This window comes from Acetobacter persici, assembly GCF_018256955.1.
GTDB lineage: Bacteria > Pseudomonadota > Alphaproteobacteria > Acetobacterales > Acetobacteraceae > Acetobacter > Acetobacter persici.
On sequence record NZ_JAERKU010000022.1, the window covers coordinates 1 to 22,533 of the forward strand.

Genomic DNA, 22,533 nt, shown 5'->3' on the forward strand with positions numbered 1-22,533 from the left:
ATAAGGCTTCCTTCCACTCTCGTGAAAATAATACCCCATCAAAACACGGGACTAAATACCTAGTTGAGCGGGCTTTGGTTCGCCAAGGGAAAGATCGCGCTGTTCTTGACGGTCGGATTGCTAAATAATCATCCAGAACAGGATGGATGCGAGCGGAAGCTGCAGAAGATTCCGCTCGATGACGGCAACAGATACTTTAACCGCTTATCCCAATTAGACTATAGTCATATTGGGACAACCCGGAACCACGGTGTATCAAGGGCTGCATGGTGGTTTTTCCGAGAGGGTTCAAATGGGACAGCGCGCGGTCATCTATTGCCGGGTTTCCACGGCCGATCAGTCCTGCGTGCGGCAGAAGGACGAGCTGAAGCGGTTTGCTGAACGCGCGGGCTATGAAGTGTCAGGCATTTTCATGGAGACAGGTTCTGGCATCCGGGTGGATCGGGCCGAGCGTCGCAAGGTCATGGCACTGGCCCAGGCCCGTGAAATTGACGCCATTCTGGTGACGGAGCTGTCCCGCTGGGGGCGCTCGACCATTGATCTCATCTCCACGCTTCAGGAACTGGAGAGTTATCGTGTTTCCCTGATCGCCATGACGGGGATGATGTTCGACCTGGCGACGCCACATGGGCGGATGCTGGCGACGGTTCTGGCCGGGATTGCGGAGTTTGAGCGGGATTTGATCAGCGAGCGGGTGAAGTCTGGTCTGGCTGCTGCCAGGGCGCGCGGGAAGGTTCTCGGCCGACAGAAAGGAGAGCGGCCGAAGTCTGACCGTCTGGCTCCGAAGGTTCTGGCGCTGGTGGCGGAAAAGCGGAGTTATCGGTGGATCGCCCGTGATCTGGGGATCAGCAAGAACACTGTTGCTGCCATTGTGCAGAGAGAAAGATAGCGTGTCATCATGTTTTTATGTTAACATAAAAACATGATGACATTTTATAGGTGCTATCAGGGGAGCGGTGAGAGGATGTTCGAAAACGTACGGTAAGCGATACCGTATGTAAGACGTTGATTTCGATACGGGTTACGTGACCGAAATTCAGCTATTTTCGGGGCATCTCGACGCAGTCACATAAACGCTCGTATAAGTGACAACTATGATTGGATATGCCCGGGTCTCGAAGGCCGACGGGTCGCAGGTACTGGATCTGCAACATGACGCTCTGGCAAAAGCCGGGGTCAGGCCCGAGCATATCTATGAAGATACCGCATCTGGACGGCGCGATGATCGCCCTGGTCTGAGGGCATGCCTCAAAGCCTTACGATCTGGCGATACCCTTGTGATTTGGAAGCTGGACCGCCTCGGACGTGATCTGCGTCATCTCGTTAACCTGGTCGGGGACCTGACCAAACGCTGTGTCGGGTTGAAGGTGCTGGCGGGCGAAGGAGCCTCGATCGATACCACCACAGCAAATGGTCGCTTGATCTTCGCAATCTTTGCCGGACTGGCGGAGTTCGAGCGGGAATTGATCGTTGAACGGAAACGCGCAGGTCTGGCTTCTGCACGTGCCCGAGGACGACAGGGTGGCCGTCCCTTCAAGATGACCTTAGCCAAACTTCATCTGGCTCAGGCCGCCATGAGTGATCCTGAAACCCAGGTTGGAGATCTGTGTTCTGAACTGGGGATCAGCCGCCAGACGTTGTATCGACATGTCACTCCCGAGGGTAAAATCAGGCCGGATGGGGAAAAACTTCTGGCGCAGAAAACACGAAAAATCTCTCAAAACTGAGATTTATGGCTTATCTCTGGTCTGCGTAACGTGAGGATCAATCGACACCAGCAGAAACGGTTGGTGACTGCGGGCTTGCCCCTGATGGAACTGCGGAAGACGATCCAGTTGTGCGATAGGCAACCAGAGACGACCGTCCGGAGCAAGACAAGGTGCATCCGCCCAATGCAGACGTGGGTCCGAGATCAGTCTCGTGATCTTCCCGGAAAAGTCTCTCCGATAAACGCCATTATCCCTCAGGTTGGTGAAATAAAGATTTCCTGCGGTATCCATGGCGCTGCCCCCGATGGGAGGTAAATCAGACCAAGGCTGAACAGCAGCAGACAAATCGGTTGACGACACATTAGAATCATCAAGCAAAGCTGTCGGGACGCGGGACCACGGCCCTTCAAGCGGCCCGAAATACAGCCATTTCCCGTCTGGACTGACTTCCAGCGGATCGACATTCACCAGTAACGGCTGATGAGGATGACTCTCCACGACGTGTCCATCCATGACAATCGGTCGATCTGTCCGTGCGCGTGTGGAAGCGTCCTTGTCCAGGACGCGGCGTGCCTGGCCGGTTTTGATATCAAGAACAATCAGCGCCGCCTTGCCCGCATCCGTTAGATAGGCATGCGTCCCGTTGAAACGGATATCGTCGATATAGCTTCCTGCCTGCGCGATCTCTGGACCCAGAGGATATATCCGCAGCACATGACCTGTTGCCGGATCAATGCGGACCAGTTTGGCTCCGGCAGATACGGGGCTGCCTCCAAAAGAGGGAGTTCCAGTATCAACAACCCAGAGCATTCCATCAGGAGCAACATGGAGGGCATTGACGCTGACAAACCGATGCGTCGCATCCTGCCCGGGTTTCCAGCCATTCCAGTCAGCGTCCGGAAACGGCTCTATTTCTTTGCTCTTCGTCAGAAGACCCACGGCAGGCCCGGAAAATCCGGTCCAGCGAGGGCCTGCGACAAACACATGACCACCAGCAAGCGCCACGGCGTTCCAGTCCATTGACTTAGTGGTCGCTTCGATCCTGATGGTCTGGGCATGCACAGGTTCGAGGTGCGCGCACGCAGCAACGAGCCCCATGAAAGCGGCGATTGCGCTTTTGTGCAGAGTTCTCTTTGAACAATCCTGCCGTCGTATCTGTTTCATGAACTCCATGATGTCAGATTCTCGCAATAAAACCGGACGGCGTGCCGGCGGCAGGATCGACGAATACCACGTCGTCCGGTGCACGACGCGGTGTATCAATGGCGAGAAAAACGACAGGATGGCTCAGAATGCGGGGCACGGCATGCACAGCCCGACGGGGGAACACCAGAAGATGGCCGGGTGCAAACGGGGCTTCGTCAGCCGGATCATCTATCCAGAATGTGCCTGTCCCGGAGAGGACATGGAGTACTTCATCGCACTGGGTATGATAATGCGGCGGCACATCCCGATAAATCCGGAAGACCCGTATACTGGCTTCAGGCTTGTCGGTCAGGTAGGTGTCCAGCAGCATTGTGTCCGCCGTTTCCGGGAACGCTGCGGCAATTTCATTGAGGTTGAACCGTCCACCCGTCTGGTTGAGGGTCATCAGATGTTCTTCGTCATTCATAACACCTGTCCTCCACTTTCAAGAAGTTTCTGTATGGCGGCAGTATCGGCGACCTGATGCAGTGCCGTGATCTCTCCGTTTTCCACGGTCCAGAGATGCGCAAAGGCAATATCACCTGACTGCCCACGCGTTGTTCGCACGCGGTAGACACCTGTCGTCGCGACACTCTTTCCTTCGGCGGTGACGCTGTGTGGAAGTGTCACGTAATCCGAAAAATGTTTCATGATCCTGGTGAAAAACTGCTCTTCCACAGCTTTTCGTCCCACATACTGCCCACCTTCAGGGAAGGTCGGAAGAACACTCCAGACAATTCCCGCAGAAAGGAGTGTCGTATCACCGGTCCTGTACCAGGTTTCCACGAGCGTTTTAGCTGTTTCAGTCATGATCTTCTCCGTTCAGGCCCAGTGTGCAGGCAGGAAAACCTTCAAGCACGATCTTACCTTTAGCTTGACCGCTCTCGATCAGGGCGTGAGCCTCTCGCAGATTGGCGGCGGTGATCGCGCCAAGATTTTTGCCGAGGGTCGTACGGAGACGACCTTCGTCTATAAGGCGCGACACGTCGTTCAGGAGTTTCCCTTGTGCGCTGATATCTGCCGTTCCGAACAGTGAGCGGGTGAACATCAGTTCCCAGTGCAGGGACAGGCTTTTGCGCTTGAGGGGTACAGCATTGAGTTCAGCCGGATCATCAATCAGGCCGAAATGTCCCTGAGGGGCAAGGAGTTCGACGATCTCTGCCAGGTGGCGATCCGTCTGCGTCGTCGAAAAGACAAAACCGGGAGCCCCCGTAGGAAGGCCAGCAACCTGTTCCGCCAGAGGCTTACTGTGATCGATCACGTAATCTGCCCCGAGAGATGTGACCCAGTCCTGCGTTTCGGGGCGCGAAGCCGTAGCAATGACCGTGATATTAGTCAGAACCTTGGCCAGTTGGATTGCTATTGAACTGACTCCACCTGCGCCTCCAATGATCAATATGGACGGCGTCGTTCCCGGGACAGACCGACGAATGTCCAGGCGATCGAAAAGCATTTCCCAGGCCGTGATTGCGGTCAGTGGTAAGGCTGCGGCTTCGGCCCAGTTCAGAGAGCGGGGTTTGTGACCGACAATCCGTTCATCGACCAGATGAAACTCGGCGTTGGTCCCCGGGCGATTGATCGCGCCCGCATAAAAGACCTCATCGCCGACAGAGAAACCCGTCACGTCCGGTCCGGTTCCAACAACAATGCCTGCGGCATCCCAGCCCAGAACGCGCCACTGACCCGCCTCCGGTGTTGCGCTGCTGCGGACTTTCGTATCAACCGGATTGACCGACACCGCCCTGATTTCCACCAGAATATCCCGACCCGTGGGGACAGGTTTTGGAAGATCAATGTCCTGAAGAGAGGCCGGATTTTCGATGGGAAGCGGCGTCTGATAACCGATGACCCGCATGATATCTGCTCCTGTGTTGAGTCAGGAGAAGCGTGAGCGCTATGATGCTTTCAGACAAGAACGCACTTTTAACGCCCATAGTATCGGAAATGATACCGTTATGCCCCGCATCCGCCATAAGTCCCTTGATTGCAGCCCCGGCTGCGCTGTTGAAGCAACGCTTCAGCTCATCGACGGGAAATGGAAAGGGGTGATCCTCTATCATCTGCTTCAAGGGACATTACGTTTCAACGCCATCCGCAAACGTCTGCCCAACATCACCCAGAGAATGCTGACGACCCAGCTTCGCGAGCTGGAGCGTGACGGGTTCGTGTTACGGACGGTTTATCCCGAAGTCCCGCCAAAGGTGGAATACAGCCTGACCCCACGCGGACTGACACTCGAACCTGTCATTCTGGCTCTCAAGGCCTGGGGCGACGAGCACACGACGTTCGGGCATGTTCCTGATATCTGCGCAGATATGAAAGGTTCTCCAACAAACTCTTAGCGTACGTTTTCGAACAACCTCTCACCGCTCCCCTATCAGCACCGGTCTGAGGCATACAAAATGTTTGGTTCGATTAAATAGTCGGTTTTTTGAGGAAGACATTGAGTTATCAAAATAACATGGTAATGGGTTAATGTGTTAACACGGAAACATGGTGGCATGAAAACAATCGCGATCATTAGTCAGAAGGGAGGCGCTGGGAAGACGACGCTTGCCCTACACTTGGCTACTAGTGCCAGTGCCGCTGGATACGTTTCTCTGATCCTCGATACCGATCCGCAGGCGACTGCAAGTTCATGGAAAGCGTGGCGGGGGGATGTCGAGCCTGATGTGGTGGATTGTGCGGCTCATGCCCTGTTATCAAAAAAGCTGGAGCAAGCGTCCGAACTGGGTGCAGAACTATCGATAATAGATACCCCTCCACATGCCGATATTATGGCGCGTGAGGCGTGTCGTGTCGCTGATTTCTTGTTAATTCCATGCAGACCACGTGCTTTCGATATGGACGCTGTCAGAACAACGGCAGAACTTGTGCGAGCCAGTGGTAAGCCTGCCTTCGTAATCTTTACTGCGGGCCCTCCTCGTGCGCCCCAAGTTTATAAGGAGGCGGCTGAGGTCGTGGCGCAGTTTGGTATCCCTGTTGCTCCTGTTGTTTTGCCAGAGCGTGCAGTTTTTCATCATAGCGTTGGTTCCGGTCGTACTGCGCAGGAAACGGAGCCTGAAAGCAAGGCTGCTGCTGATATAGCACTGTTGTGGAATTGGGTGTGTGATCAAGTTAACATGCCATCACACAAACAAGATGACACAAAAACGCGTTAGCACTTTTCTAAGTTAAGGATATACGGCATGAGTCGGTTTGCTGGTCTCAAAAAGACAGTCGCGCCATCGGTTGTGGAACCGGCTGCGCAAACGGTGGTAGAGAAAGGCCGCCCACGTAATCCGAGAGAAGGTAAGCGGGCGGTGGTGGGGTATTTTTCTCCAGCAGTTAGCAAGGGGCTACACCAACTTGCGCTTGATACCGATACAACTATTCAGGGTTTGATTGGGGAGGCCATTGATGACTTGATGCGTAAGCACGGTCGTCATCCTTTTGGAGAGCGCTGACTATCTATGTAGATAGATTATGCCTGCGTATTTGTACAATCAGGGTTGACCACGCTTAGCAAACCACGTCTCGCAGAATTTGATGAAATGCCGCTCAGGGTTCTTCGGAGCGATCTCGTTATCACCCAGCCACATGCGCCATTCTCTTTCGAGATGATGCACATCCCACCCTGGCGCGATGTTTCGAGCGTCCCCGTAAATATCAGGATCAAGCGCACCCATCCAAGCCTCGGTTGCTGGCTCGGCAGCTTTCATTGTGCCGCGATTGATGAATGTTACCATGTCTTTCTGAGGATCGAATTCGACACGGTAATCCGGTAGATGATCGCTTGCAGCGAGGTTTTTTATCATCTGTCGGAACAATTTTTCTGGGCTTTGAGAGCCTGATTTTTTCAGTAGGATCTCAAGAGAGGCTTTCCATGCCACTTGTTGACCGCAATGTTTGCGGGCTAGTTCGTAAACGCGTCGTTCCAGCGGTTTGCGTAGCCGGAAATAATCACGATGCAGTGTCAGAACATCATTACTCTTAATTGCATTAAAGACCCAATCCGACAGCTTGATCTCGCAATGCAACAGGCGACCGTCGAGGCCAAGTTTGCGGCGGATGGATGAAGCGTCGATCAGGCCAAAACCGTCTACCTGTTCTTCGTCGCCTGTGACAATGTTAGTGCGGATACGTGTGCCTTCAAGGCGGTCGAGGGCTTCGATAAGGGCTTTGTAGTCCTTACCTGCCGTACCGCGATTGGTGAAAATGAGTAAGTCACGGCTGCTAATCCGTACCCGTTGCGATACTTTTTCCCCGGCCTTTAGTTTCGCCATAATCTGCGAAATACAGTAGATCAGAATATCTTTATCGTAGATTGTAGCAAGGCCCTTCACGCTTGGCGTGATTTCCAGCCATTGCCCGTTATGTTCATAGCGACGAACGGAAGTCTCGGGTTTTTTCGATAAGGAATAGAACGGATGCTCCATTTGCGGCATCACGTCCTTAAGCACGGCATCTGCCACGTCGCAGATGAATAAGTCATGCTGCGGATGACGCTCCGGCAGGAGGGCCTCATGGACAACAGGCAGATTCGGGGTTTCAGATACCATATCTCAAGTTCGGGGTTTTACATACTTGCGTCAAGTGATTCGGGGTTTTAAATACCGAATACCGAGATTCGGGGTTTTAAATACCGAGATTCGGGGTTTTAAATACCAAGATTCGGGGTTTTAAATACCAAACTGGGAAAAAACTGAGAAATTCCCATTTTATATCAATGTGTTAAATGGATACTAAAATCGCTTAACACAGAATCTAACACCTATTTAACACCTTCTTTGCCCATCTTATCTGTGGATAACTTTTTATTCCCTAAAATTTGCAACCAAATTGAACTCAAACACCGCCTCTTGGGGGCTCCGCCCCCACCGGCTCGCGGCCTACGGCCGCCCCGATCGTGCATAGCACGATCTCCCACCCGGCATCCCCCAGCTCGCCCTTTCAGGGCTGCGCTAAACGGACACGCCTACGGCGCGAAATCATAATCTGACGATGCATTCCACATCATCTCTCCATCAGCACCTACCTTTCCCACGTCGGCGCCTTCGGCGCTCCCGCTCCACGCTCGCCCGACACCTGGAACACCAGAAGAACCGGGCAAGACCGCAATCTGCTCAAGGCACACCCGCGTTCAGGCGATCTTTCGGCCGCTCACGTGTCGCAACATACCCTCCAGACGGCACAGGATGGCCGTACAGGCGTTATCATGCGTTGTGACTGGTTGGTGTCCCGTAATAGGAATTGCGCCTTGTACGCTCCTCCCAGAGGGTTTGCCGCCATCATTGATGTATTCCAGCGCGAAATTCAAAGGGAACACTGTGGGAACGAAACGGGGACCATTGGGTTCTAACCGTGTTGCATTTGTGTAGACAAATGCCTATCTTCCCTACATGAAGATTGCGGGTTTCAACTGGGATGACGGCAACTGGCCGAAATGTGGCAAGCATGGTGTCTCCCGTGCGGAAATCGAGCAGGTCCTGCTGGGAGAACCTGCCGTCATGGCTGATCCGCATCCAGGTGAGCCCCGGATGCGGGCCATTGGCCGGACTGAAGCCGGACGTTACGTTTTTCTGGTCTTCATGTTCAGGACAATCAGCAGCCAGACCCGGTTACGTCCCATCAGTGCCCGTTACATGCATCAGAAGGAGATCGATTACTATGAGCAGCAAAAATAGATCCATGCCCTCGCTGCACAGTGACGAAGCGGCCGAGGATTTCGTCGCGACCGCCAATCTGACCCGGTATGACCTGTCCGGTTTCAAGCCCATGCGCTTTGAGATCGAACCCAAGGCGGCTGCCCTCAACATGCGCCTGCCGGCGTCCCTGCTGGACGCCGTGAAAGCCAGGGCGAAGGCAAAGGGCCTCCCTTACACACGCTATGTCCGGATGCTGCTGGAGACCGATGTCGCTCAGGCGCGGTAAAGCTGTATTCCGACCAGAACAGAGGAGATCGGGCGATGTAGGTACGCTCGGAAATCACTCCGCGCGTCATGGAAGGAAATCTCCCATGTCTCGCACCTATCATCACAGCCGCAAACACGGCCGTGATCATCGTTGGGCCAACCGGCCGGATCGCTGTGGCTATGGAGGCTCGCGTGAAGCCTCTGAATCCCCCAACTGGTACAGCCATCTGCATGATATCCGTCCTGGTCGTCATCATGATCGGCATATTGCCCGCCTGATTATCAAGGGCAACCTTGATCCTTTCGAAGCGGTCTTTCCGTATACCGGAACCCGGCGGCCTCACGAATATTACTGGTAATCTTCAGCACGGGAACGATCTTTCGTTCCCGTGTCCCGCGAGGCCATCAGGGACGTGGAATGAGGGGGAGGAAGGGCGTCAATGGCCGCCTGAATCCGGGCCAGATCGGCGTCCAGAAGAGCAAGGACCTGATCGGCCGGGACTGCGGGTTGCGTGCTGTTACGCGCCTTGCAGATTGCAGCCCTTTTGGCAGCCCGTTCGTCAGAAAAATCCGTTATAGTCATGTCTTCATCGCCTCGTGTTTAGCGACAGGGGCAGGGGCAGAAATCCGCCATGCATAATCGCAGACATTATCCAGCAATTCTGCACGTTGTGTCTGACTGTAAGCTATGACGAAATCAGCGACGATTTTTTCTGGCACACCTTCCCGAAGAAGATTGGCAGCCGTTTCCGCTATTTCCAGATTGACCGCTTCATTGAGCAAGACCAAGGCATCCGTATCGGTCATACGCTTTGCCGCCCGTGCAACGAACCGGGCATTCAGATTCCACATCCATTGATGCCGGTTGAGTGTATTAGAAAACCATTCTGGAGAAGGGTATTCCGGAGCCATCAGGTATCCTCTTGAAGTATGTGATGATCAGTTTTCAGGCCATAAAATTGTTCTGCGGCCGAGATTACAGTCTGTCCGTTCTGGAAGACCGTATTTCGTCATCAGTCATGATCACGGTCTGCATCGAAGGCATGAAGCCCCGCGCGTCTCCAGCGTGCTTTCAGGTCAGTCGGAGCGGTATCATTTTTTCCCTGAAGCTGCCCCACAATATCCAGAAACGCCCCGAGCATGGTGGCGCGGTCATCATCGGTCAGATCGACCAGTCCCGCCTTCTGGACCAGCCCACCCAGTTCGATCAGATGATGGGTGCGTTCCCGTCGCGCCTTTGCCCAGTCGCGCATGTCGGTGCGTGCCTTTCGTGTCTGATGGCGATGGATCAGGGCTGCCTGCTTCCTGATTCGTCTTTCAAGCGCCAGCAGTTCCGTTCTGATCGTTTCCGGTTTCTTTCCGGCTACCCTTTTTTCCGCCGGCCTGAAAGAAAGATTCCCCCCGTTCGGTCCACCTCGCGATGGCTTCGGGTTTGCCATCTGCCTGTTCGACAGCCGCAAGCAGCACCCCGGCCAGCGCCTCGATCGATAGGGTATCGGCTCCTGTTGCCTCAACCAGTTCTCCGAGCTGGATTGTCCGTTGCGCCTTAAGCTGCCTCGCCTTTTCCTGAAGCGCTTTCAGTTCCGCATCAATGTCCCGTGGTTTGCGCATTTCTGATCCCCTGTTTTCGCAATCTGTGCCATACTCTACCACACACGCGAGAACCACGTCACTCATCCGAACAGATCAATCCTTGTAGCGCAGTAAAATGTGAGTGCGCGCTTATACGTCACTTCGTGACGTGCGCTTAAGTGGTGTGATAGGATCGCGTCCATGGCGATCTATCACCTGCATGCAAAGGTCATCAGTCGGGCCACCGGCCGGAGTGCTTTGGCAGCAGCGGCCTATCGCGCGGCTTCCCGCCTGCATGACGTGCGTCTGGATCGCGCTCATGATTTTTCCAATAAAAGCGGCGTGGTGCATTCCGAGATCCTGCTGCCTGATGGCGCGCCGGAGCGGTTTCTTGATCGGTCTGTTCTGTGGAATGAGGTCGAGGCGATCGAGAAGCGCAAGGATGCCCAGCTTGCCCGCGAGGTGGAGTTTTCAATCCCGCGCGAAATGACCCAGACGCAGGGGATCGCGCTGGCACGGGATTTTGTGCATGAGCAGTTCGTGGAACGCGGCATGGTCGCCGACCTCACTGTGCATTGGGATATCGGTGCAGACGGGCAGATGAAGCCCCATGCGCATGTGATGCTGTCCACGCGATCAGTGGACGAGAACGGATTTGGTGCGAAAGAGCGTCTGTGGAACGACAAGAAATTCCTGCTGACGTGGCGGGAGCGGTGGGCGTCTCTTGCCAATGAACGGCTGGCCGAGCTGGATCTGGATGTGCGGATCGACCATCGGTCATTTGCCGCGCAGGGGATCGACCTTGAGCCGCAGAACAAGATCGGTCCGGCCGGGATGCGCCGGGAGGAGCGGGGCGAGGACGCGGAGCGGGTTGCCGACCATCTGGAGATCGCGCGGCGCAATGGCGAGAGGCTGCTGGCGGAACCGCATGTGGCGCTGGAGGCGCTGACGCGGCAGCAGAGCACCTTTACCCGGCAGGACCTGGCGCGGTTCGTGGACCGACATACGGCGAATGCTGAACAGTTTACGGCCGTCATGGTTCGGGTGGAGGCGTGTCCGGAGCTGGTCGCACTTGGGAAAGACGGACATGGGCGGGAGCGGTTCTCCACGCGAGAGATGATCGGGGTCGAGCAGCGGCTGGAAGAGGTGTCGCTCGCGATGGGGCAGTCCCTGGGGCATGCGGTGCCGCTGGCGGTGCGGCGGGCGGCGATGGTGCGGGACGGGCTTGGGGACGAGCAGGCGCTGGCCGTGGGCGAGGTGACGAAGTCCCGTGACCTGTCCGTGGTGGTGGGCTATGCCGGGACGGGGAAGAGCACCATGCTGGGTGTCGCCCGCGCGGCGTGGGAAGAGGCCGGGTATCGGGTGCGCGGGGCGGCGTTGTCGGGGATTGCGGCGGAAGGGTTGCAAGGTGGGGCTGGGATTGAGAGCCGTACCCTCGCATCGTTAGAGCTGGCCTGGGCGAAAGGGCGGGACCGTCTGGAGCGCGGGGACGTGCTGGTGGTGGACGAGGCCGGCATGGTGGGGTCACGGCAGATGGAGCGGGTTCTGTCTGTTGCCCACGAAGCCGGGGCCAAGGTCGTTCTGGTGGGTGATCCCGAGCAGTTGCAGGCGATCGAGGCGGGTGGTGCGTTCCGGGCGGTGGCCGAGCGGGTCGGGTCGGTGGAGATTACAACGGTGCGCCGGCAGCGTGAAGGTTGGCAGCAGGCGGCCACGAAGGAGCTTGCGACCGGGCGGACGGGTGAGGCGCTGGGGCGTTATGAGGCGGCTGGCCTTGTGCGCGGGCATGAGACCCTGGAAGAGGCGCGGGCCGGGGTGGTGGCCGGGTGGGATGAAGCCCGTCAGGCTGCGCCAGAGGACAGCCAGATCATGCTGGCGCACCGGCGTGTCGATGTGCGGGCGCTGAACGAGGCGGCGCGCGAGATCCGCAGGGGTGCGGGTGAGCTGGGCGAGGACGTGCTGGTGCCGACCGCGCAGGGCGAGCGGGTGTTCGCGGACGGGGAGCGTGTGTACTTCCTGCGCAATGACCGGGAGCTGGGGGTGAAGAACGGCACGCTGGGTACGGTGCGGGGCATCACGGGGTCGATCGAGGCCGAGGATCTGGCGCTGTCGGTGCAGCTTGACGGGCCGGGTGGTGCCGGAACTGGGCGGATCGTACCGGTGCGCGTGGCGGACTATGACGCGCTGGATCATGGCTATGCGGCCACCATCCATAAATCGCAGGGTGTGACGGTGGAGCGGGCGCATGTGCTGGCGACGGGCAGCATGGACCGGCACGGGGCGTATGTGGCGCTCTCACGGCATCGGGAGAGCGTGTCCGTTCATTGGGGCCGGGATGATGTGGGCGACCGGGACGGTCTGGTGAAGCGGCTGTCGCGCGAGCGGCTGAAGGATACCACGCTGGATTACCCGCAGGTCCGGGATCGGGATGCCGCGTTCGCGCGGCGGCGCGGGCTGCATGTCCCCGAAAGCGAGATCGTGGTGGAGCGCGGCAAGGCTGCCTCTGGCCCCCGGCAGGACAGGCCGGCCGAAGCGGTCCGTACGCCAGATCCGGCACCGGCGCAGCGGACGCGCGGGATGTTCGACGGGCTGGACCTGTCCGTGCGGCCGGGGCGTCGTGCGGCGGAGAAAGACGTATCGGCCGCGCAGGAGGCTGGGGCCGGGAAGGGGAAGAATGGGGTTGAGGGTGAGGCTCCGGCCTCTCCCTTTGCGGGTTTGAGGCTGCCCCGTGTGCAGCGTGAGCAGGTGCCGGCCGGGCTGGACGGGTTTGTGCCGGGGAGTGACCCGCTTCAGCAGGCGGTGGAGCGGTATGCGCGGGCCTGGGTGGATGCCGAGCGCATGGTGCGACAGGACCTGCCGGTGCTGGAGCACCAGAAGAAGGCGTTATTTGAGGCCGGGCGGGATCTGGAGCGGGTCCGGCGTGGCGGTGAGGCGGATCTGCGTACGGCGCTGAAGCATCAGCCGGAGATCCGGCAGGCGTTGTATGGTCTGGAAGGGCCGGCACGGGCGCGCAGGCTGGTCGAGGGGCTGGAGCATGAGGACAGGGTGCGGAAGAGTCCAGAACTGCGGGCGGCGCGGTTTGTGAAGACGTGGGACGGGCTGAGCCGGGAGCAGCAGGGTGTGGCGCTGAAGGAACTGAAGCGGGACGCGCAGCTTGAGTCCATCCTGCGGGAGAAAAGCCGCGAACTGGGCATCCGGAAGGGATCGACGCTCGATCACGGGCTGCATCCCCATCAGCGGGAGCACTCCCTTTCACGCTCCAGGTCGCGCGGTATGGATATGGGGATGTAATCTGCTTGAGAGAGGATGTGTTGATGTGTATAATATTTATTGGAGATACACATTATGCGAACCAACATCATTATTGACGATACCCTCATGACAGATGCGCTGAAAGCGTCTGGCGTCAAAACCAAGAAAGAAGCTGTCGAACTCGGATTGCGGACGCTGATCAAGTTGAATCAGCAGCGGCAACTACGTTCTATGAAGGGCAGGCTGGAGTGGCGGGGTGATCTCGACGCCATGCGTTCTGACGCATGATTCTGGTCGATTCATCGGTCTGGATCGATTTTTTCAGGGGTACCGTGACGCCACAGGTTGATGCTCTGGACCGGTTGCTGGGAGAGGAACTGGTCGCCATTGGGGATCTGATGATGACGGAAGTTCTTCAGGGATTTGCGAGTGAGCGGGATTTCAACAAGGCACGGCGGATGCTTGGCGCTCTGGATCTGGTTGAGATCGGGGGGCGTGATGTCATGATCGAGGCGGCACGGTATTTCCGTGACCTGCGCGCCAGAGGCATCACCATTCGGAAAACCATTGATACCCTGATTGCCACACGGTGCATCGTAAGCGGATATCGGCTTCTTTACAGTGATCGGGACTTTGATCCGTTCGTGACATATCTGGGGCTGGAACGGGTTGTCTGATTTCAGCGTGGTGACTGGAGAGGACATGCAGAAAAAAGAAGCGACCGTTCGGCTGGGATCACTTCTGGGGGCCATCGGTCGTGAGGTCAGTGTGCGTGATCAGGATGTCGCGGTCTTGCAGACCCGCGATCAGACCCCGGCCGAGGCAATGACCTTCGAATGATCCTGCTGCTTGATACCAACGTGATCCTGGAGACGTGGAGGCCTGTCCCGGAGCCGTGTGTTCTGGCCAGCCACGACGTGTCGCCTTTCGAGGCAGCCGATGTGCGGGTTTTTAATCCATGGGAGGACGTCTGATGTCAGAGGAAGGTTCGGCGCAGCGCGCGTTTGATGATCTGCGTGCTGAAATATCGGTGCTCCGGCGCAGTATGGAAGCATTGCCGCAGGCGTGGCGGGAGAACCGGCCGCCGGATTACACGGAGGATCTGGCCCGCGTTGTAAAAGCCATGAACGCGGTTAGTACGCGGATGAAGGCGATCGAGGACACTCCAACGCTGAAAATGACGCCTCAGGCGTATGGGCAGGGAATACGTCAGGCAGGGCTTTCTGCCAGTCAGGAGATACAGGCAACGTTTCAGAAAGCGATAGGTGAGGTTCAGGAGGAGCGTCAGGAACTTGCCCATATTATTGGGCAGTCCCGTCAGCAGGATCGTCAGAACTGGTGGCTGTTAGGGGTGGGTCTTGCCTGTCTTGTTGTAGGGATCGGGTTATCGCCTGTGCTGGCGTATCTCCTGCCTTCTTCTATCGGGACGCGGGTGGCATCCTTTATTGTCGGGGAGAAAGATCGCTGGAACTCTGGGGCCATGATGATGGCAGTCAGCAATCCTGAAGGCTGGCAACGTGTACGTGAGGACAGCCAGTTGGTTGAGGCCAACAGAGACAGGATTACAGCTTGCCAGAAAGCGGTATCGGGTCAGGAAAAAACTCAGAAATCCTGTGTCATCACCATTTCGGCACAACAGGAATAGTTTTGAGGGATAAAAGCCGACAGCAGAATATGACATGTCAAAGAAACCGGATTTCTTTGACGGATTGTTCTGACGTGTTAGAAAAAACGCATATTGCTACCACGTTGGGATGTCATGTTAACGCCAACTTACCCGTCCGACGCTGCTTGCGGGGAACCAGTTTGCTCGGACGCTCTGATGCGCTGAAAATTGGCTCAATCGTGTCTGCCCGAAGATATTTCCGGATCGTGTTCCGCGACAGGCCCGTTCGACGCTCGATTTCGCTGATTGGCAGAGCATCTCGATGATGCCAACGATACACGACACTTAATAAATTCATGCTGATCACTTCTCCATAGAGCTCCGGTCAATAAAACCGGAGTAGTGCCCAGCATGGGTCAATTCTCAGTGGAAATTTATATCTCTCCTTGGTCAGCTCTCAACTAAAATCAACAATAGAGGTCAGTCCTGTTCAGAAAACTGCCCTGACCGCATCAGACGACAAGCCTCAACATCTATGCCCATCCTCTAATGCGCGCCGACGATCACGCTCGAACCAGCACCGCCGAATATAGCGGTACAGGCTAATGGTGGTTGGGAGTAATTGCCTTCGATGACGGTCTCATGATGCAGATGCGTGTCCTCAAACATTCCTATTTCAAGAAAAGTGTTACGATCCATGGAAGGATTAATGCGGTGACGACGGCGTTCAATCCCATAGCGATTGCGGCGAACAATCCAGCGACTGTACTTACTGAGAAGGCGCGTGCTGTCCCTACACCATGGGAAGTAAGGCCAACGGCAAAGCCACGCGCAGCATAATTCCTGATACCTAAGAAGTTCATCAAAGGGGTGACCACGACCGCCCCGAAAATACCGGTGAACATGACCAGTAACATCGTGATTGATGGCGTGCCACCCATCTGCTTGGTAAGAGCCATCGCAACTGCGGCCGTCACGGACTTCGGGGCCAAATCGATCAGTAACTCGCTAGGCAGACCACACAAGGTGCCGATGCCGAGAGCGCTTATCATGGCAACTATGGCACCGACGAAGAGCGCCCCAGCCATCGGCACAAGGACCTGCCGTAAAACAGCGCGGTGACGGTAGATTGGAACTGCGATCGCGACTGTAGCCGGCCCCATCAAAAAATTAACGAATTGCGCCCCCTCGAAGTAGGCCGAGTAGGAAGTTCTCGTCTTGAGCAAAACAATAATAATCAGACTTGAGGCGAGTAGGATGGGGTTTGCCGCAGGGTGACTATTGAGCATTCGCGCAAAGCGCAAAGCTACCGCATAGCTTATGATCGTCAGTGACAACCAGAACAGTGGGGTCGTGGAGAGATAAACCCACAGGTTGACTGGATCAGTCATGATATTCTCCGCTGTGACCCATCAGGCGTGAAAGGCCAATGAAGACCACAACGGTTGAGACGAGCGCTAGGATTGTAGAGCCCGCCACGGCAAGCAACAAACCTCCTCCGTAGCGGGACAGCACATCTGCTGTTTGAATGACACCTACTGTCGCAGGGACAAAGAATAGGCCTAACGAGCCGAGCAGAACATCTGACACACGCTCGATGGGGAGCGCTTTGGGACGATCCTCTGACACTTTGCTGCGCGTGCCGACAGCGAAAAGAGCCAAAAGGAGAACCAATAAGCCAACGACTGGTCCGGGCACCGGAGGAACAAGCGATCGGGATACAATCTCGCCCAATAACTGGCACGCTAGAACAATCCCGATCGCGGCGATCATAGATGACCTCTGTTATCAGTCATGGTGTGAACTCTGTTCCGTGCGCTACTCGCAGCCGAGGGCATCGGCTGCTTCGACGAGGGATTCGACAACGATATCCCAGTCCTGCTCCGCTTTGAGGTCCTCGGTCTGGTGAGGGCCATGCTCATGAGGGCGTCGCACGAACACCGTGCGAAGTCCCGCGGAGCGGGCCGCTTCCAGGTCGCTGTTATGTGCTGCCACAAGTGCCACCTGTCCCGGTAGAAAGCCCACCGCTTCCGCAGATTTGAGATAGGTCTGAGCTTGAGGTTTGTAGCTTTTGGATAGCTCAGCGCCGGTGATGACATCCCAGGGGAGTCCGCCGAACCTCTCCAGCGCGAGCATCCACGCGATGTGCCCGTTCGACAACGGCCCAATCGCAAACTTCTTTTTGAGCCTGGTCAGTCCTTCAACCGAATCTGGCCACGGATCAAGCCTGTTCCAGGCTTCGTTGAGATCATTCAGTTCAGCGTCTTCGATCTGGTTGGCATCAATGCCATTGTTGTTGAGGACCGTTTCGAGGCTTTCGCGGTTAAGAACGTCGAGTTTCACCCAGTTGCGCTCTCCCTGCCGAATCTTTTCCATCGAAGGTTGGTAGAGTGCTCGCCACTGATCCGCGAAGTCATAAGGATCGAGCGCGATGGCGTGCTTGTGCAGGAACGGCTCAGACGCCCGTGCGATGCCGGATCGCCAATCGACGACCGTTCCATAGGTATCGAAACCCAGATACCCGACGGAGTCAAAGTTCGTGGACATAGTGATGGACCTCTCAAGGAAACAACAGATGGAACCGATCACGCGCTCTTAAGGGTGGGATGCGTTCGGAGCACATCCCCTCTTGCCCTCAGTAGAGTCTAATAGTAAAATTATTAATATTGCATATATTAAGTAGAAATAGTTATGAATGTGTTTCGCTCTGGGGTGGCTACCTTCGACCTGCAATTGCTCCAGACTTTTGTGACCGTCGTGTCCTGCGAGAGCTTCACTGCTGCCGCCAAAGAGCTTTGTCAGACACAATCCACGATCAGTCAGCAGGTTCGACGCTTGGAGACGCGGCTTGGTAAGCCGTTGTTCGATAGGACGACACGCTCTGTGGTGCTCACCGCAGAAGGGTTCTTGTTGCTTGACTATGCCCGTGCAGTCCTTGCCTTAGCTCAAGAAGCCTACGAGAAGATCAACAGCGGAAGGCTGACTGGGCGCATCAAAATTGCTGCGTCTGATGACCTAGCGACCCATCGACTCCCATCTTTGCTACGTCGCTTCCGGCGGCTGCATCCGGAAGTCGCCATCGAAATTGAGGTCGGTCTTACCGAGATCATGCTGGGTGAACTGTACGCCCAGAATTTCGATTTGGTGCTGGGGAAAAGGATGCTTGGCAGTACACATGGGGAGGCGTTTGGCGAAGACCATCTGGTCTGGGTCGGTGATCTGGGCGAACGATCTGTAGTTGACCGACGCTCTTTGCCGCTCGCTCTGTTCCCTGATGGATGCCTGTATCGTCGGGCAGCAATCAAGGCGCTTCAAGACTCTAATCTGCCATGGGAGGTTGTTTGCACCAGTCCGAGCCTTGCGGCGATCCATGCGGCTGTCCAAGCGGGAATCGCCATTTCCCCCTTGGCGAAGGGCCTTATAGGCGACCTGCCGATTATGAACTCCAGCGAACTACCCGCTTTGCCGATCATCGAGTTTGCCGTCTTCCTGCAAGCAAAAGAGCAAGTCAGCCAGCCCGCAGCGATCTTTCGCGATCTTCTCTGTGCCGAGTCGTCACCATGATGTTTGGACGCCTATCTCTAAGGAGTGTTCGATATGGAGCTCCCCTGCAAAGACGTCATGGACGAGTTGATCGGCCTGCTGGCGAGCACGGCGCACCAAGGCTTCAATGACAGTGACCGACGGTAGAAGAAGGCTTCGGCGATGCATCTCGGCAATCAGGACCGCAGCCTGGCAGGATGGCTGGATCACATGATGTGCAGTTGGCATAGCGAAACCGATTATGTCATGAAATGCCGACTGATCAAAGGTTTGGTAGCCATAACCCTTCATCATGCTTGCCAATGAGGTGCCCGCCGCGTTCTGTGCGATCTGGAACTGGCGCAAATCTTCGGCTGTTACCTATGGGGGAGCGGCCCAGAAACGTGGCGAAACGGCCGACATCGCGAAGGTAATTGCACTGCGCCTCCCGGGAGAACCGCCGCACCGCCATGTCATCAAGGTTGGCGGGAAGAGGTTGTTCGAAAACGTACGCTAAGAGTTTGTTGGAGAGCCTTTCATATCTGCGCAGATATCAGGAACATGTCCGAACTCTGTGTGCTCGTCGCCCCAGGCCTTGAGAGCCTTGATGACGGGCTTGAGGGTTCGCCCGCGCGGGGTGAGGCTGTATTCCACCTTTGGCGGGACTTCCGGGTAAACCGTCCGTAAGACGAACCCGTCGCGCTCCAGTTCGCGAAGCTGGGTCGTCAGCATTCTCTGGGTGATATTGGGCAGGCGTTTGCGGATGGCGTTGAAGCGCAGGGTCCCCTGAAGCAGGTGATAGAGGATCACGCCTTTCCATTTTCCGTCGATGAACTGAAGCGTTGCCTCAACAGCGCAGCCGGGACTGCAATCAAGCGACTTATGGCGGATGCGGGTCATAACGGTATCATTTCCGACACTATGGGCGTTAAAAGTGCGTTCTTGTCTGAAAACATCATAGTGTTCACTCTTCTCCTCATTCAACAGAGGAGCAGACAATCATGCGGGCCATCGGTTATCAGACACCGCTTCCCATCGAAAATCTGGCATCCCTTCAGGACATTGATCTGCCAAAACCTGTCCCTACAGGACGGGATCTTCTGGTGGAAATCAGGGCCGTATCGGTCAATCCGGTTGATACCAAAGTCCGTCGCAGTGCGACACCGGAGGCGGGTCAGTGGCGTGTTCTGGGCTGGGATGCCGCAGGCGTTGTTGTGGGAACCGGACCGGACGTCACGGATTTTTCTGTCGGCGACGAGGTCTTTTATGCGGGGGCGATCAATCGCCCTGGGACCAACGCCGAGTTTCATCTGGTTGATGAACGGATTGTTGGTCGCAAACCCTGCTCCCTGAACTGGGCCGAAGCCGCAGCCTTACCACTGACAGCAATTACGGCCTGGGAGATGCTTTTCGATCGTCTGGATATTAGCCGATCTGTCCCAGGAGTGACCCCGTCCATTCTGATCATCGGGGGCGCTGGCGGAGTCAGTTCCATAGCGATCCAGCTAGCCAAGGTCCTGACCGACATTACAGTCATTGCCACAGCTTCGCGCCCCGAAACGCAGGACTGGGTCATATCTCTCGGGGCAGATTACGTGATCGATCACAGCAAGCCTCTGGCCGCACAGGTTGCCACTCTTCCCACGGGTGCTCCCGGCTTTGTTTTTTCCACGACGCAGACGGATCAACATCTGGCAGAGATCGTCGAACTTCTTGCCCCGCAGGGACATTTCGGCCTGATTGATGATCCGGCTGATTTCAATGCTGTCCCTCTCAAAAAGAAAAGCCTGTCCCTGCACTGGGAGCTGATGTTCACCCGTTCACTGTTCGGAACGGCAGACATCGGCGCGCAGGGGACGCTCCTGAACAATGTGTCGCGGCTCGTAGATGAAGGTCGTCTTCGCACGACGCTCGGCAAAAATCTCGGGCTCATCACCGCCGCCAATCTGCGGAAGGCTCATGCCCTGATCGAGAGCGGTCAGGCTAAAGGCAAGATTGTGCTCGAAGGTTTCCCTGCCTGAAGGCATATTTTGATGACCTTACACAAAGACAAAACCTTGCCACTTTTCTGAAATTCGAAATCTCAAAACGGAGACCAACATGAAACTGACAGATAATACCATATTGATTACTGGAGGTGGTTCCGGGATCGGTCGCGCCCTTGCCGAAGCATTTCATCAGAAGGGCAACAAGGTAATTATTGCCGGGCGTCGCCGTTCAAGGCTTAATGAAGTTACAGCAGCCAATCCTGGCATGGAGGCCATTGAACTAAATCTCGAAATTCCAGCTGATATCCAGAACGTCGCGGAACAAATTCAACGAGATTACCCATCGTTGAACGTACTTATCAATAATGCCGGAATCATGTTGCCAGATACGGCGGACGGGCAAATAGATGACAATCTTCTGATATCAACGTTCACTACCAATTTTGCTGCTCCAATTCGACTGACTTCTGCGCTCATGCCACATCTTAAGGCACAGTCTCAATCAACCATCATCTACAATACTTCCGGACTGGCCTTTATTCCGCTCGCAATGACAGCAGTTTATTCTGCATCTAAAGCAGCTCTCCATTCTTACGTAATGTCGCAGCGTTTCCTGCTTAAGGATACGAACATCGACGTCATCGAAATCGCACCGCCATGGGTTCGGACCGAACTGATGAACAGTCAAGAAGCAGAAGCCGCTGTCCCTCTAAATAAATTCATTTCCGATACTATGGCTCTCTTGGCCACAGAGGAGAACGAAATCATCGTTGATGAAGCGAAAATATTTCGTGATTCTTCCGGCCCACAAGAATATGGATTCGTCGAAAGTTTTAATCAGAAAATGCGGGCCCTTTTCCAAAATAGATAGGAAGGGGTACATCTTTCCTGTCTGGCAAATAAAAAAGGCTATCATACGGCACGTTATCTGTTTGCGTGCCGTATAAACCCTGTTGCCACAAATAGGGTCACAATTGCTAATGACGGTCATGAGAGCTTACGGCCCTGCCTGAAAAACGGGGCCACCCCATATTGCGTCCAAAATAGCTCGTAAATGCGTTGCCGAGTTCGTTCTCGAGGTGTTTAGTCCCGGGGTTTGATGGTGTGGTATTTGTACGAGAGTGGAAGGAAGCATTATGNGGGACAGATACGTCATGGCAGCGCCACGACCACGCACGCCGTATGAGCAGCAATACAGCGATCGCAGGCTTCGCTCGCGGCGTTGAGCAAGGAGTTCGGGATCAACCCGAAAACAGTTGCAAAATGGCGGAAGCGTGAGACTGTCGAAGATCAGAAAACTGGCCCTAAAGAGCCTCGCTCAACGAGCCTGACAGAAACCGAAGAAGCCATGGCAGTCGCTTTTCGCCGGATACGTTGCTGCCGCTGGATGATTGCCTTTATGCCCTGCAGGCCAGCATTCCTCATCTGACACGTTCGGCCCTGCATCGCTGCTTTCAGCGTCACGGGATCTCCCGGCTTCCGGATATCGAGGGAGACAAGCCCAAACGACAGCGTTTCAAACGCACTCCCATCGGCTTTTTTCACATCGATATTGCCGAAGTCCAGACTGCTGAGGGCAAGCTGCACCTCTTCGTTGCTATCGACCTGACAAGCAAATTCGCTGTCACACAACTCGTCGGGAAAGCCGATCGGAAGACAGCCTGGGAATTCCTCGAATATCTCCTGAGCATCATTCCTTATCGGATCCATACCATTCTGACCGATAACGGCATCCAGTTCGCTGATCAGCCCCGTAACCGCAATACGGCCTGGTCGTGTCCCATGCGCTTTGACATGATCTGCGAAGC

The 22,533-nt window shown here is 55.7% G+C and carries 29 protein-coding genes and 3 pseudogenes; 17 read left to right on the top strand and 15 right to left on the bottom strand.

Annotated elements, in window-relative coordinates; genetic code table 11:
- Window positions 1–292 precede the first annotated feature (292 nt).
- Window positions 293–889 (top strand): recombinase family protein, encoded by a 597-nt coding sequence (locus JK199_RS15200; protein ID WP_159264464.1) that lies wholly within the window; start codon window positions 293–295, stop codon window positions 887–889.
- A gap of 205 nt (window positions 890–1,094) precedes the next feature.
- Window positions 1,095–1,727, top strand: coding sequence for a recombinase family protein (locus JK199_RS15205; RefSeq protein ID WP_212377512.1), 633 nt, complete (start codon window positions 1,095–1,097; stop codon window positions 1,725–1,727).
- A gap of 3 nt (window positions 1,728–1,730) precedes the next feature.
- Here the strand turns inward: JK199_RS15205 and JK199_RS15210 are convergent, their stop codons facing one another.
- From JK199_RS15210 to JK199_RS15225, 4 genes are read right to left on the bottom strand one after another with little or no spacing between them, the layout of a single operon-like run.
- Window positions 1,731–2,882 carry an L-dopachrome tautomerase-related protein gene (locus JK199_RS15210; protein WP_159264467.1) on the bottom strand — a complete coding sequence of 384 codons (1,152 nt, stop codon included), beginning with the start codon at window positions 2,880–2,882 and terminating at the stop codon, window positions 1,731–1,733.
- 4 nt (window positions 2,883–2,886) lie between these two features.
- Window positions 2,887–3,321 (bottom strand): cupin domain-containing protein, encoded by a 435-nt coding sequence (locus JK199_RS15215; protein ID WP_159264470.1) that lies wholly within the window; start codon window positions 3,319–3,321, stop codon window positions 2,887–2,889.
- Window positions 3,318–3,704, bottom strand: a complete 387-nt coding sequence (locus tag JK199_RS15220; protein ID WP_159264472.1) for a nuclear transport factor 2 family protein — start codon at window positions 3,702–3,704, stop codon at window positions 3,318–3,320. Before JK199_RS15220 ends, JK199_RS15215 begins: the two co-directional genes overlap by 4 nt.
- Window positions 3,697–4,749, bottom strand: a complete 1,053-nt coding sequence (locus JK199_RS15225) for a zinc-binding alcohol dehydrogenase family protein (protein ID WP_212377516.1) — start codon at window positions 4,747–4,749, stop codon at window positions 3,697–3,699. The genes JK199_RS15220 and JK199_RS15225 overlap by 8 nt, the downstream gene beginning before the upstream one ends.
- A 100-nt stretch (window positions 4,750–4,849) precedes the next feature.
- Between JK199_RS15225 and JK199_RS15230 the strand changes: the two genes are divergently transcribed.
- The 3 genes from JK199_RS15230 (at window position 4,850) to JK199_RS15240 (ending at window position 6,340) form a co-directional block, all read left to right on the top strand.
- Window positions 4,850–5,236 (top strand): winged helix-turn-helix transcriptional regulator, encoded by a 387-nt coding sequence (locus tag JK199_RS15230; protein WP_206065376.1) that lies wholly within the window; start codon window positions 4,850–4,852, stop codon window positions 5,234–5,236.
- 159 nt (window positions 5,237–5,395) lie between these two features.
- Window positions 5,396–6,055 carry a ParA family partition ATPase gene (gene parA / locus JK199_RS15235; protein ID WP_039891769.1) on the top strand — a complete coding sequence of 220 codons (660 nt, stop codon included), beginning with the start codon at window positions 5,396–5,398 and terminating at the stop codon, window positions 6,053–6,055.
- A 27-nt stretch (window positions 6,056–6,082) separates the two neighbouring features.
- Window positions 6,083–6,340, top strand: coding sequence for a ribbon-helix-helix domain-containing protein (locus JK199_RS15240; RefSeq protein ID WP_006116379.1), 258 nt, complete (start codon window positions 6,083–6,085; stop codon window positions 6,338–6,340).
- Between the two features lie 39 nt (window positions 6,341–6,379).
- Here JK199_RS15240 and JK199_RS15245 read toward each other — a convergent pair whose 3' ends face one another.
- Window positions 6,380–7,435, bottom strand: coding sequence for a replication initiator protein A (locus JK199_RS15245; RefSeq protein WP_006116378.1), 1,056 nt, complete (start codon window positions 7,433–7,435; stop codon window positions 6,380–6,382).
- A gap of 840 nt (window positions 7,436–8,275) precedes the next feature.
- Here JK199_RS15245 and JK199_RS15250 point away from each other — a divergent pair.
- The 3 genes from JK199_RS15250 to JK199_RS15260 all read left to right on the top strand — a co-directional run bounded on the left by JK199_RS15250 (window position 8,276) and on the right by JK199_RS15260 (window position 9,147).
- On the top strand, window positions 8,276–8,560 hold the full coding sequence (locus tag JK199_RS15250; protein WP_159264476.1) for a BrnT family toxin: 285 nt from the start codon (window positions 8,276–8,278) through the stop codon (window positions 8,558–8,560).
- Window positions 8,544–8,807 (top strand): BrnA antitoxin family protein, encoded by a 264-nt coding sequence (locus tag JK199_RS15255; RefSeq protein ID WP_244985220.1) that lies wholly within the window; start codon window positions 8,544–8,546, stop codon window positions 8,805–8,807. Before JK199_RS15250 ends, JK199_RS15255 begins: the two co-directional genes overlap by 17 nt.
- Before the next feature lie 85 nt (window positions 8,808–8,892).
- A complete protein-coding gene (locus JK199_RS15260) occupies window positions 8,893–9,147 on the top strand; it encodes a hypothetical protein (RefSeq protein WP_159264480.1) in 255 nt (84 codons plus the stop codon).
- Here JK199_RS15260 and JK199_RS15265 read toward each other — a convergent pair.
- From JK199_RS15265 to JK199_RS15280, 4 genes are all read right to left on the bottom strand, one after another.
- Window positions 9,138–9,371 carry a hypothetical protein gene (locus JK199_RS15265; protein WP_159264481.1) on the bottom strand — a complete coding sequence of 78 codons (234 nt, stop codon included), beginning with the start codon at window positions 9,369–9,371 and terminating at the stop codon, window positions 9,138–9,140. The genes JK199_RS15260 and JK199_RS15265 overlap by 10 nt on opposite strands.
- The gene (locus tag JK199_RS15270; protein WP_159264482.1) at window positions 9,368–9,700 is read right to left on the bottom strand and encodes a hypothetical protein; all 333 of its coding nucleotides are present in this window, start codon (window positions 9,698–9,700) and stop codon (window positions 9,368–9,370) included. Before JK199_RS15270 ends, JK199_RS15265 begins: the two co-directional genes overlap by 4 nt.
- Before the next feature lie 101 nt (window positions 9,701–9,801).
- Window positions 9,802–10,041 carry a conjugal transfer protein TraD gene (locus tag JK199_RS15275; protein ID WP_212377519.1) on the bottom strand — a complete coding sequence of 80 codons (240 nt, stop codon included), beginning with the start codon at window positions 10,039–10,041 and terminating at the stop codon, window positions 9,802–9,804.
- Window positions 10,042–10,105: 64 nt separating this feature from the next.
- A complete protein-coding gene (locus JK199_RS15280) occupies window positions 10,106–10,465 on the bottom strand; it encodes a conjugal transfer protein TraD (RefSeq protein WP_212377522.1) in 360 nt (119 codons plus the stop codon).
- Between the two features lie 96 nt (window positions 10,466–10,561).
- On the opposite strand from JK199_RS15280, the gene traA reads away from it, so the two are divergent.
- The 5 genes from traA (at window position 10,562) to JK199_RS15305 (ending at window position 15,254) form a co-directional block, all read left to right on the top strand.
- Window positions 10,562–13,648: a Ti-type conjugative transfer relaxase TraA gene (traA, locus tag JK199_RS15285; protein WP_212377525.1), complete on the top strand. Its 3,087-nt coding sequence runs from the start codon at window positions 10,562–10,564 to the stop codon at window positions 13,646–13,648.
- 54 nt (window positions 13,649–13,702) lie between these two features.
- Window positions 13,703–13,897 carry a type II toxin-antitoxin system VapB family antitoxin gene (locus JK199_RS15290; RefSeq protein ID WP_062454612.1) on the top strand — a complete coding sequence of 65 codons (195 nt, stop codon included), beginning with the start codon at window positions 13,703–13,705 and terminating at the stop codon, window positions 13,895–13,897.
- Window positions 13,894–14,286 (top strand): type II toxin-antitoxin system VapC family toxin, encoded by a 393-nt coding sequence (gene vapC / locus JK199_RS15295; protein ID WP_063908754.1) that lies wholly within the window; start codon window positions 13,894–13,896, stop codon window positions 14,284–14,286. Before JK199_RS15290 ends, vapC begins: the two co-directional genes overlap by 4 nt.
- A gap of 25 nt (window positions 14,287–14,311) precedes the next feature.
- A complete protein-coding gene (locus JK199_RS15300; RefSeq protein WP_063908757.1) occupies window positions 14,312–14,449 on the top strand; it encodes a hypothetical protein in 138 nt (45 codons plus the stop codon).
- Window positions 14,450–14,582: 133 nt separating this feature from the next.
- The gene (locus tag JK199_RS15305; protein ID WP_159264488.1) at window positions 14,583–15,254 is read left to right on the top strand and encodes a DUF6118 family protein; all 672 of its coding nucleotides are present in this window, start codon (window positions 14,583–14,585) and stop codon (window positions 15,252–15,254) included.
- A 127-nt stretch (window positions 15,255–15,381) separates the two neighbouring features.
- Here JK199_RS15305 and JK199_RS15310 read toward each other — a convergent pair.
- The 4 genes and pseudogenes from JK199_RS15310 to JK199_RS15325 all read right to left on the bottom strand — a co-directional run.
- A pseudogene (locus JK199_RS15310) lies at window positions 15,382–15,573 on the bottom strand (IS21 family transposase); the annotation flags it as partial.
- 313 nt (window positions 15,574–15,886) lie between these two features.
- Complete coding sequence (locus JK199_RS15315) at window positions 15,887–16,606, bottom strand: LrgB family protein (protein ID WP_212377527.1); 720 nt, start codon at window positions 16,604–16,606, stop codon at window positions 15,887–15,889.
- A complete protein-coding gene (locus JK199_RS15320; RefSeq protein WP_159264491.1) occupies window positions 16,599–16,988 on the bottom strand; it encodes a CidA/LrgA family protein in 390 nt (129 codons plus the stop codon). Before JK199_RS15320 ends, JK199_RS15315 begins: the two co-directional genes overlap by 8 nt.
- A 45-nt stretch (window positions 16,989–17,033) precedes the next feature.
- The gene (locus JK199_RS15325; protein ID WP_159264493.1) at window positions 17,034–17,762 is read right to left on the bottom strand and encodes a haloacid dehalogenase type II; all 729 of its coding nucleotides are present in this window, start codon (window positions 17,760–17,762) and stop codon (window positions 17,034–17,036) included.
- Window positions 17,763–17,906: 144 nt separating this feature from the next.
- Here JK199_RS15325 and JK199_RS15330 point away from each other — a divergent pair, with 144 nt between their 5' ends.
- Window positions 17,907–18,779 carry a LysR family transcriptional regulator gene (locus tag JK199_RS15330; RefSeq protein ID WP_159264495.1) on the top strand — a complete coding sequence of 291 codons (873 nt, stop codon included), beginning with the start codon at window positions 17,907–17,909 and terminating at the stop codon, window positions 18,777–18,779.
- Between the two features lie 36 nt (window positions 18,780–18,815).
- Here JK199_RS15330 and JK199_RS15335 read toward each other — a convergent pair.
- Both JK199_RS15335 and JK199_RS15345 read right to left on the bottom strand, forming a co-directional pair.
- Window positions 18,816–19,061, bottom strand: a pseudogene (locus JK199_RS15335) (DUF4158 domain-containing protein); the annotation flags it as partial.
- Window positions 19,062–19,250: 189 nt separating this feature from the next.
- A complete protein-coding gene (locus JK199_RS15345; RefSeq protein ID WP_206065372.1) occupies window positions 19,251–19,637 on the bottom strand; it encodes a winged helix-turn-helix transcriptional regulator in 387 nt (128 codons plus the stop codon).
- A 101-nt stretch (window positions 19,638–19,738) separates the two neighbouring features.
- Here JK199_RS15345 and JK199_RS15350 point away from each other — a divergent pair, with 101 nt between their 5' ends.
- From JK199_RS15350 to JK199_RS15360, 3 genes and pseudogenes are all read left to right on the top strand, one after another.
- Window positions 19,739–20,758 carry a zinc-binding alcohol dehydrogenase family protein gene (locus JK199_RS15350; protein WP_159264498.1) on the top strand — a complete coding sequence of 340 codons (1,020 nt, stop codon included), beginning with the start codon at window positions 19,739–19,741 and terminating at the stop codon, window positions 20,756–20,758.
- Between the two features lie 79 nt (window positions 20,759–20,837).
- Window positions 20,838–21,596, top strand: a complete 759-nt coding sequence (locus JK199_RS15355; RefSeq protein ID WP_159264501.1) for an SDR family oxidoreductase — start codon at window positions 20,838–20,840, stop codon at window positions 21,594–21,596.
- Window positions 21,597–21,917: 321 nt separating this feature from the next.
- Window positions 21,918–22,533, top strand: a pseudogene (locus tag JK199_RS15360) (DDE-type integrase/transposase/recombinase); the annotation flags it as partial.

Bases quoted from the DNA above. Each gene is read 5' to 3' on its own strand.
- JK199_RS15200 (WP_159264464.1), top strand. From the start codon at position 293: ATGGGACAGCGCGCGGTCATCTATTGCCGGGTTTCCACGGCCGATCAG.
- JK199_RS15205 (WP_212377512.1), top strand. From the start codon at position 1,095: ATGATTGGATATGCCCGGGTCTCGAAGGCCGACGGGTCGCAGGTACTG.
- JK199_RS15210 (WP_159264467.1), bottom strand. From the start codon at position 2,882: ATGGAGTTCATGAAACAGATACGACGGCAGGATTGTTCAAAGAGAACT.
- JK199_RS15215 (WP_159264470.1), bottom strand. From the start codon at position 3,321: ATGAATGACGAAGAACATCTGATGACCCTCAACCAGACGGGTGGACGG.
- JK199_RS15220 (WP_159264472.1), bottom strand. From the start codon at position 3,704: ATGACTGAAACAGCTAAAACGCTCGTGGAAACCTGGTACAGGACCGGT.
- JK199_RS15225 (WP_212377516.1), bottom strand. From the start codon at position 4,749: ATGCGGGTCATCGGTTATCAGACGCCGCTTCCCATCGAAAATCCGGCC.
- JK199_RS15230 (WP_206065376.1), top strand. From the start codon at position 4,850: ATGCCCCGCATCCGCCATAAGTCCCTTGATTGCAGCCCCGGCTGCGCT.
- parA (WP_039891769.1), top strand. From the start codon at position 5,396: ATGAAAACAATCGCGATCATTAGTCAGAAGGGAGGCGCTGGGAAGACG.
- JK199_RS15240 (WP_006116379.1), top strand. From the start codon at position 6,083: ATGAGTCGGTTTGCTGGTCTCAAAAAGACAGTCGCGCCATCGGTTGTG.
- JK199_RS15245 (WP_006116378.1), bottom strand. From the start codon at position 7,435: ATGGTATCTGAAACCCCGAATCTGCCTGTTGTCCATGAGGCCCTCCTG.
- JK199_RS15250 (WP_159264476.1), top strand. From the start codon at position 8,276: ATGAAGATTGCGGGTTTCAACTGGGATGACGGCAACTGGCCGAAATGT.
- JK199_RS15255 (WP_244985220.1), top strand. From the start codon at position 8,544: ATGAGCAGCAAAAATAGATCCATGCCCTCGCTGCACAGTGACGAAGCG.
- JK199_RS15260 (WP_159264480.1), top strand. From the start codon at position 8,893: ATGTCTCGCACCTATCATCACAGCCGCAAACACGGCCGTGATCATCGT.
- JK199_RS15265 (WP_159264481.1), bottom strand. From the start codon at position 9,371: ATGACTATAACGGATTTTTCTGACGAACGGGCTGCCAAAAGGGCTGCA.
- JK199_RS15270 (WP_159264482.1), bottom strand. From the start codon at position 9,700: ATGGCTCCGGAATACCCTTCTCCAGAATGGTTTTCTAATACACTCAAC.
- JK199_RS15275 (WP_212377519.1), bottom strand. From the start codon at position 10,041: ATGCGCGACTGGGCAAAGGCGCGACGGGAACGCACCCATCATCTGATC.
- JK199_RS15280 (WP_212377522.1), bottom strand. From the start codon at position 10,465: ATGAGTGACGTGGTTCTCGCGTGTGTGGTAGAGTATGGCACAGATTGC.
- traA (WP_212377525.1), top strand. From the start codon at position 10,562: ATGGCGATCTATCACCTGCATGCAAAGGTCATCAGTCGGGCCACCGGC.
- JK199_RS15290 (WP_062454612.1), top strand. From the start codon at position 13,703: ATGCGAACCAACATCATTATTGACGATACCCTCATGACAGATGCGCTG.
- vapC (WP_063908754.1), top strand. From the start codon at position 13,894: ATGATTCTGGTCGATTCATCGGTCTGGATCGATTTTTTCAGGGGTACC.
- JK199_RS15300 (WP_063908757.1), top strand. From the start codon at position 14,312: ATGCAGAAAAAAGAAGCGACCGTTCGGCTGGGATCACTTCTGGGGGCC.
- JK199_RS15305 (WP_159264488.1), top strand. From the start codon at position 14,583: ATGTCAGAGGAAGGTTCGGCGCAGCGCGCGTTTGATGATCTGCGTGCT.
- JK199_RS15315 (WP_212377527.1), bottom strand. From the start codon at position 16,606: ATGACTGATCCAGTCAACCTGTGGGTTTATCTCTCCACGACCCCACTG.
- JK199_RS15320 (WP_159264491.1), bottom strand. From the start codon at position 16,988: ATGATCGCCGCGATCGGGATTGTTCTAGCGTGCCAGTTATTGGGCGAG.
- JK199_RS15325 (WP_159264493.1), bottom strand. From the start codon at position 17,762: ATGTCCACGAACTTTGACTCCGTCGGGTATCTGGGTTTCGATACCTAT.
- JK199_RS15330 (WP_159264495.1), top strand. From the start codon at position 17,907: ATGAATGTGTTTCGCTCTGGGGTGGCTACCTTCGACCTGCAATTGCTC.
- JK199_RS15345 (WP_206065372.1), bottom strand. From the start codon at position 19,637: ATGACCCGCATCCGCCATAAGTCGCTTGATTGCAGTCCCGGCTGCGCT.
- JK199_RS15350 (WP_159264498.1), top strand. From the start codon at position 19,739: ATGCGGGCCATCGGTTATCAGACACCGCTTCCCATCGAAAATCTGGCA.
- JK199_RS15355 (WP_159264501.1), top strand. From the start codon at position 20,838: ATGAAACTGACAGATAATACCATATTGATTACTGGAGGTGGTTCCGGG.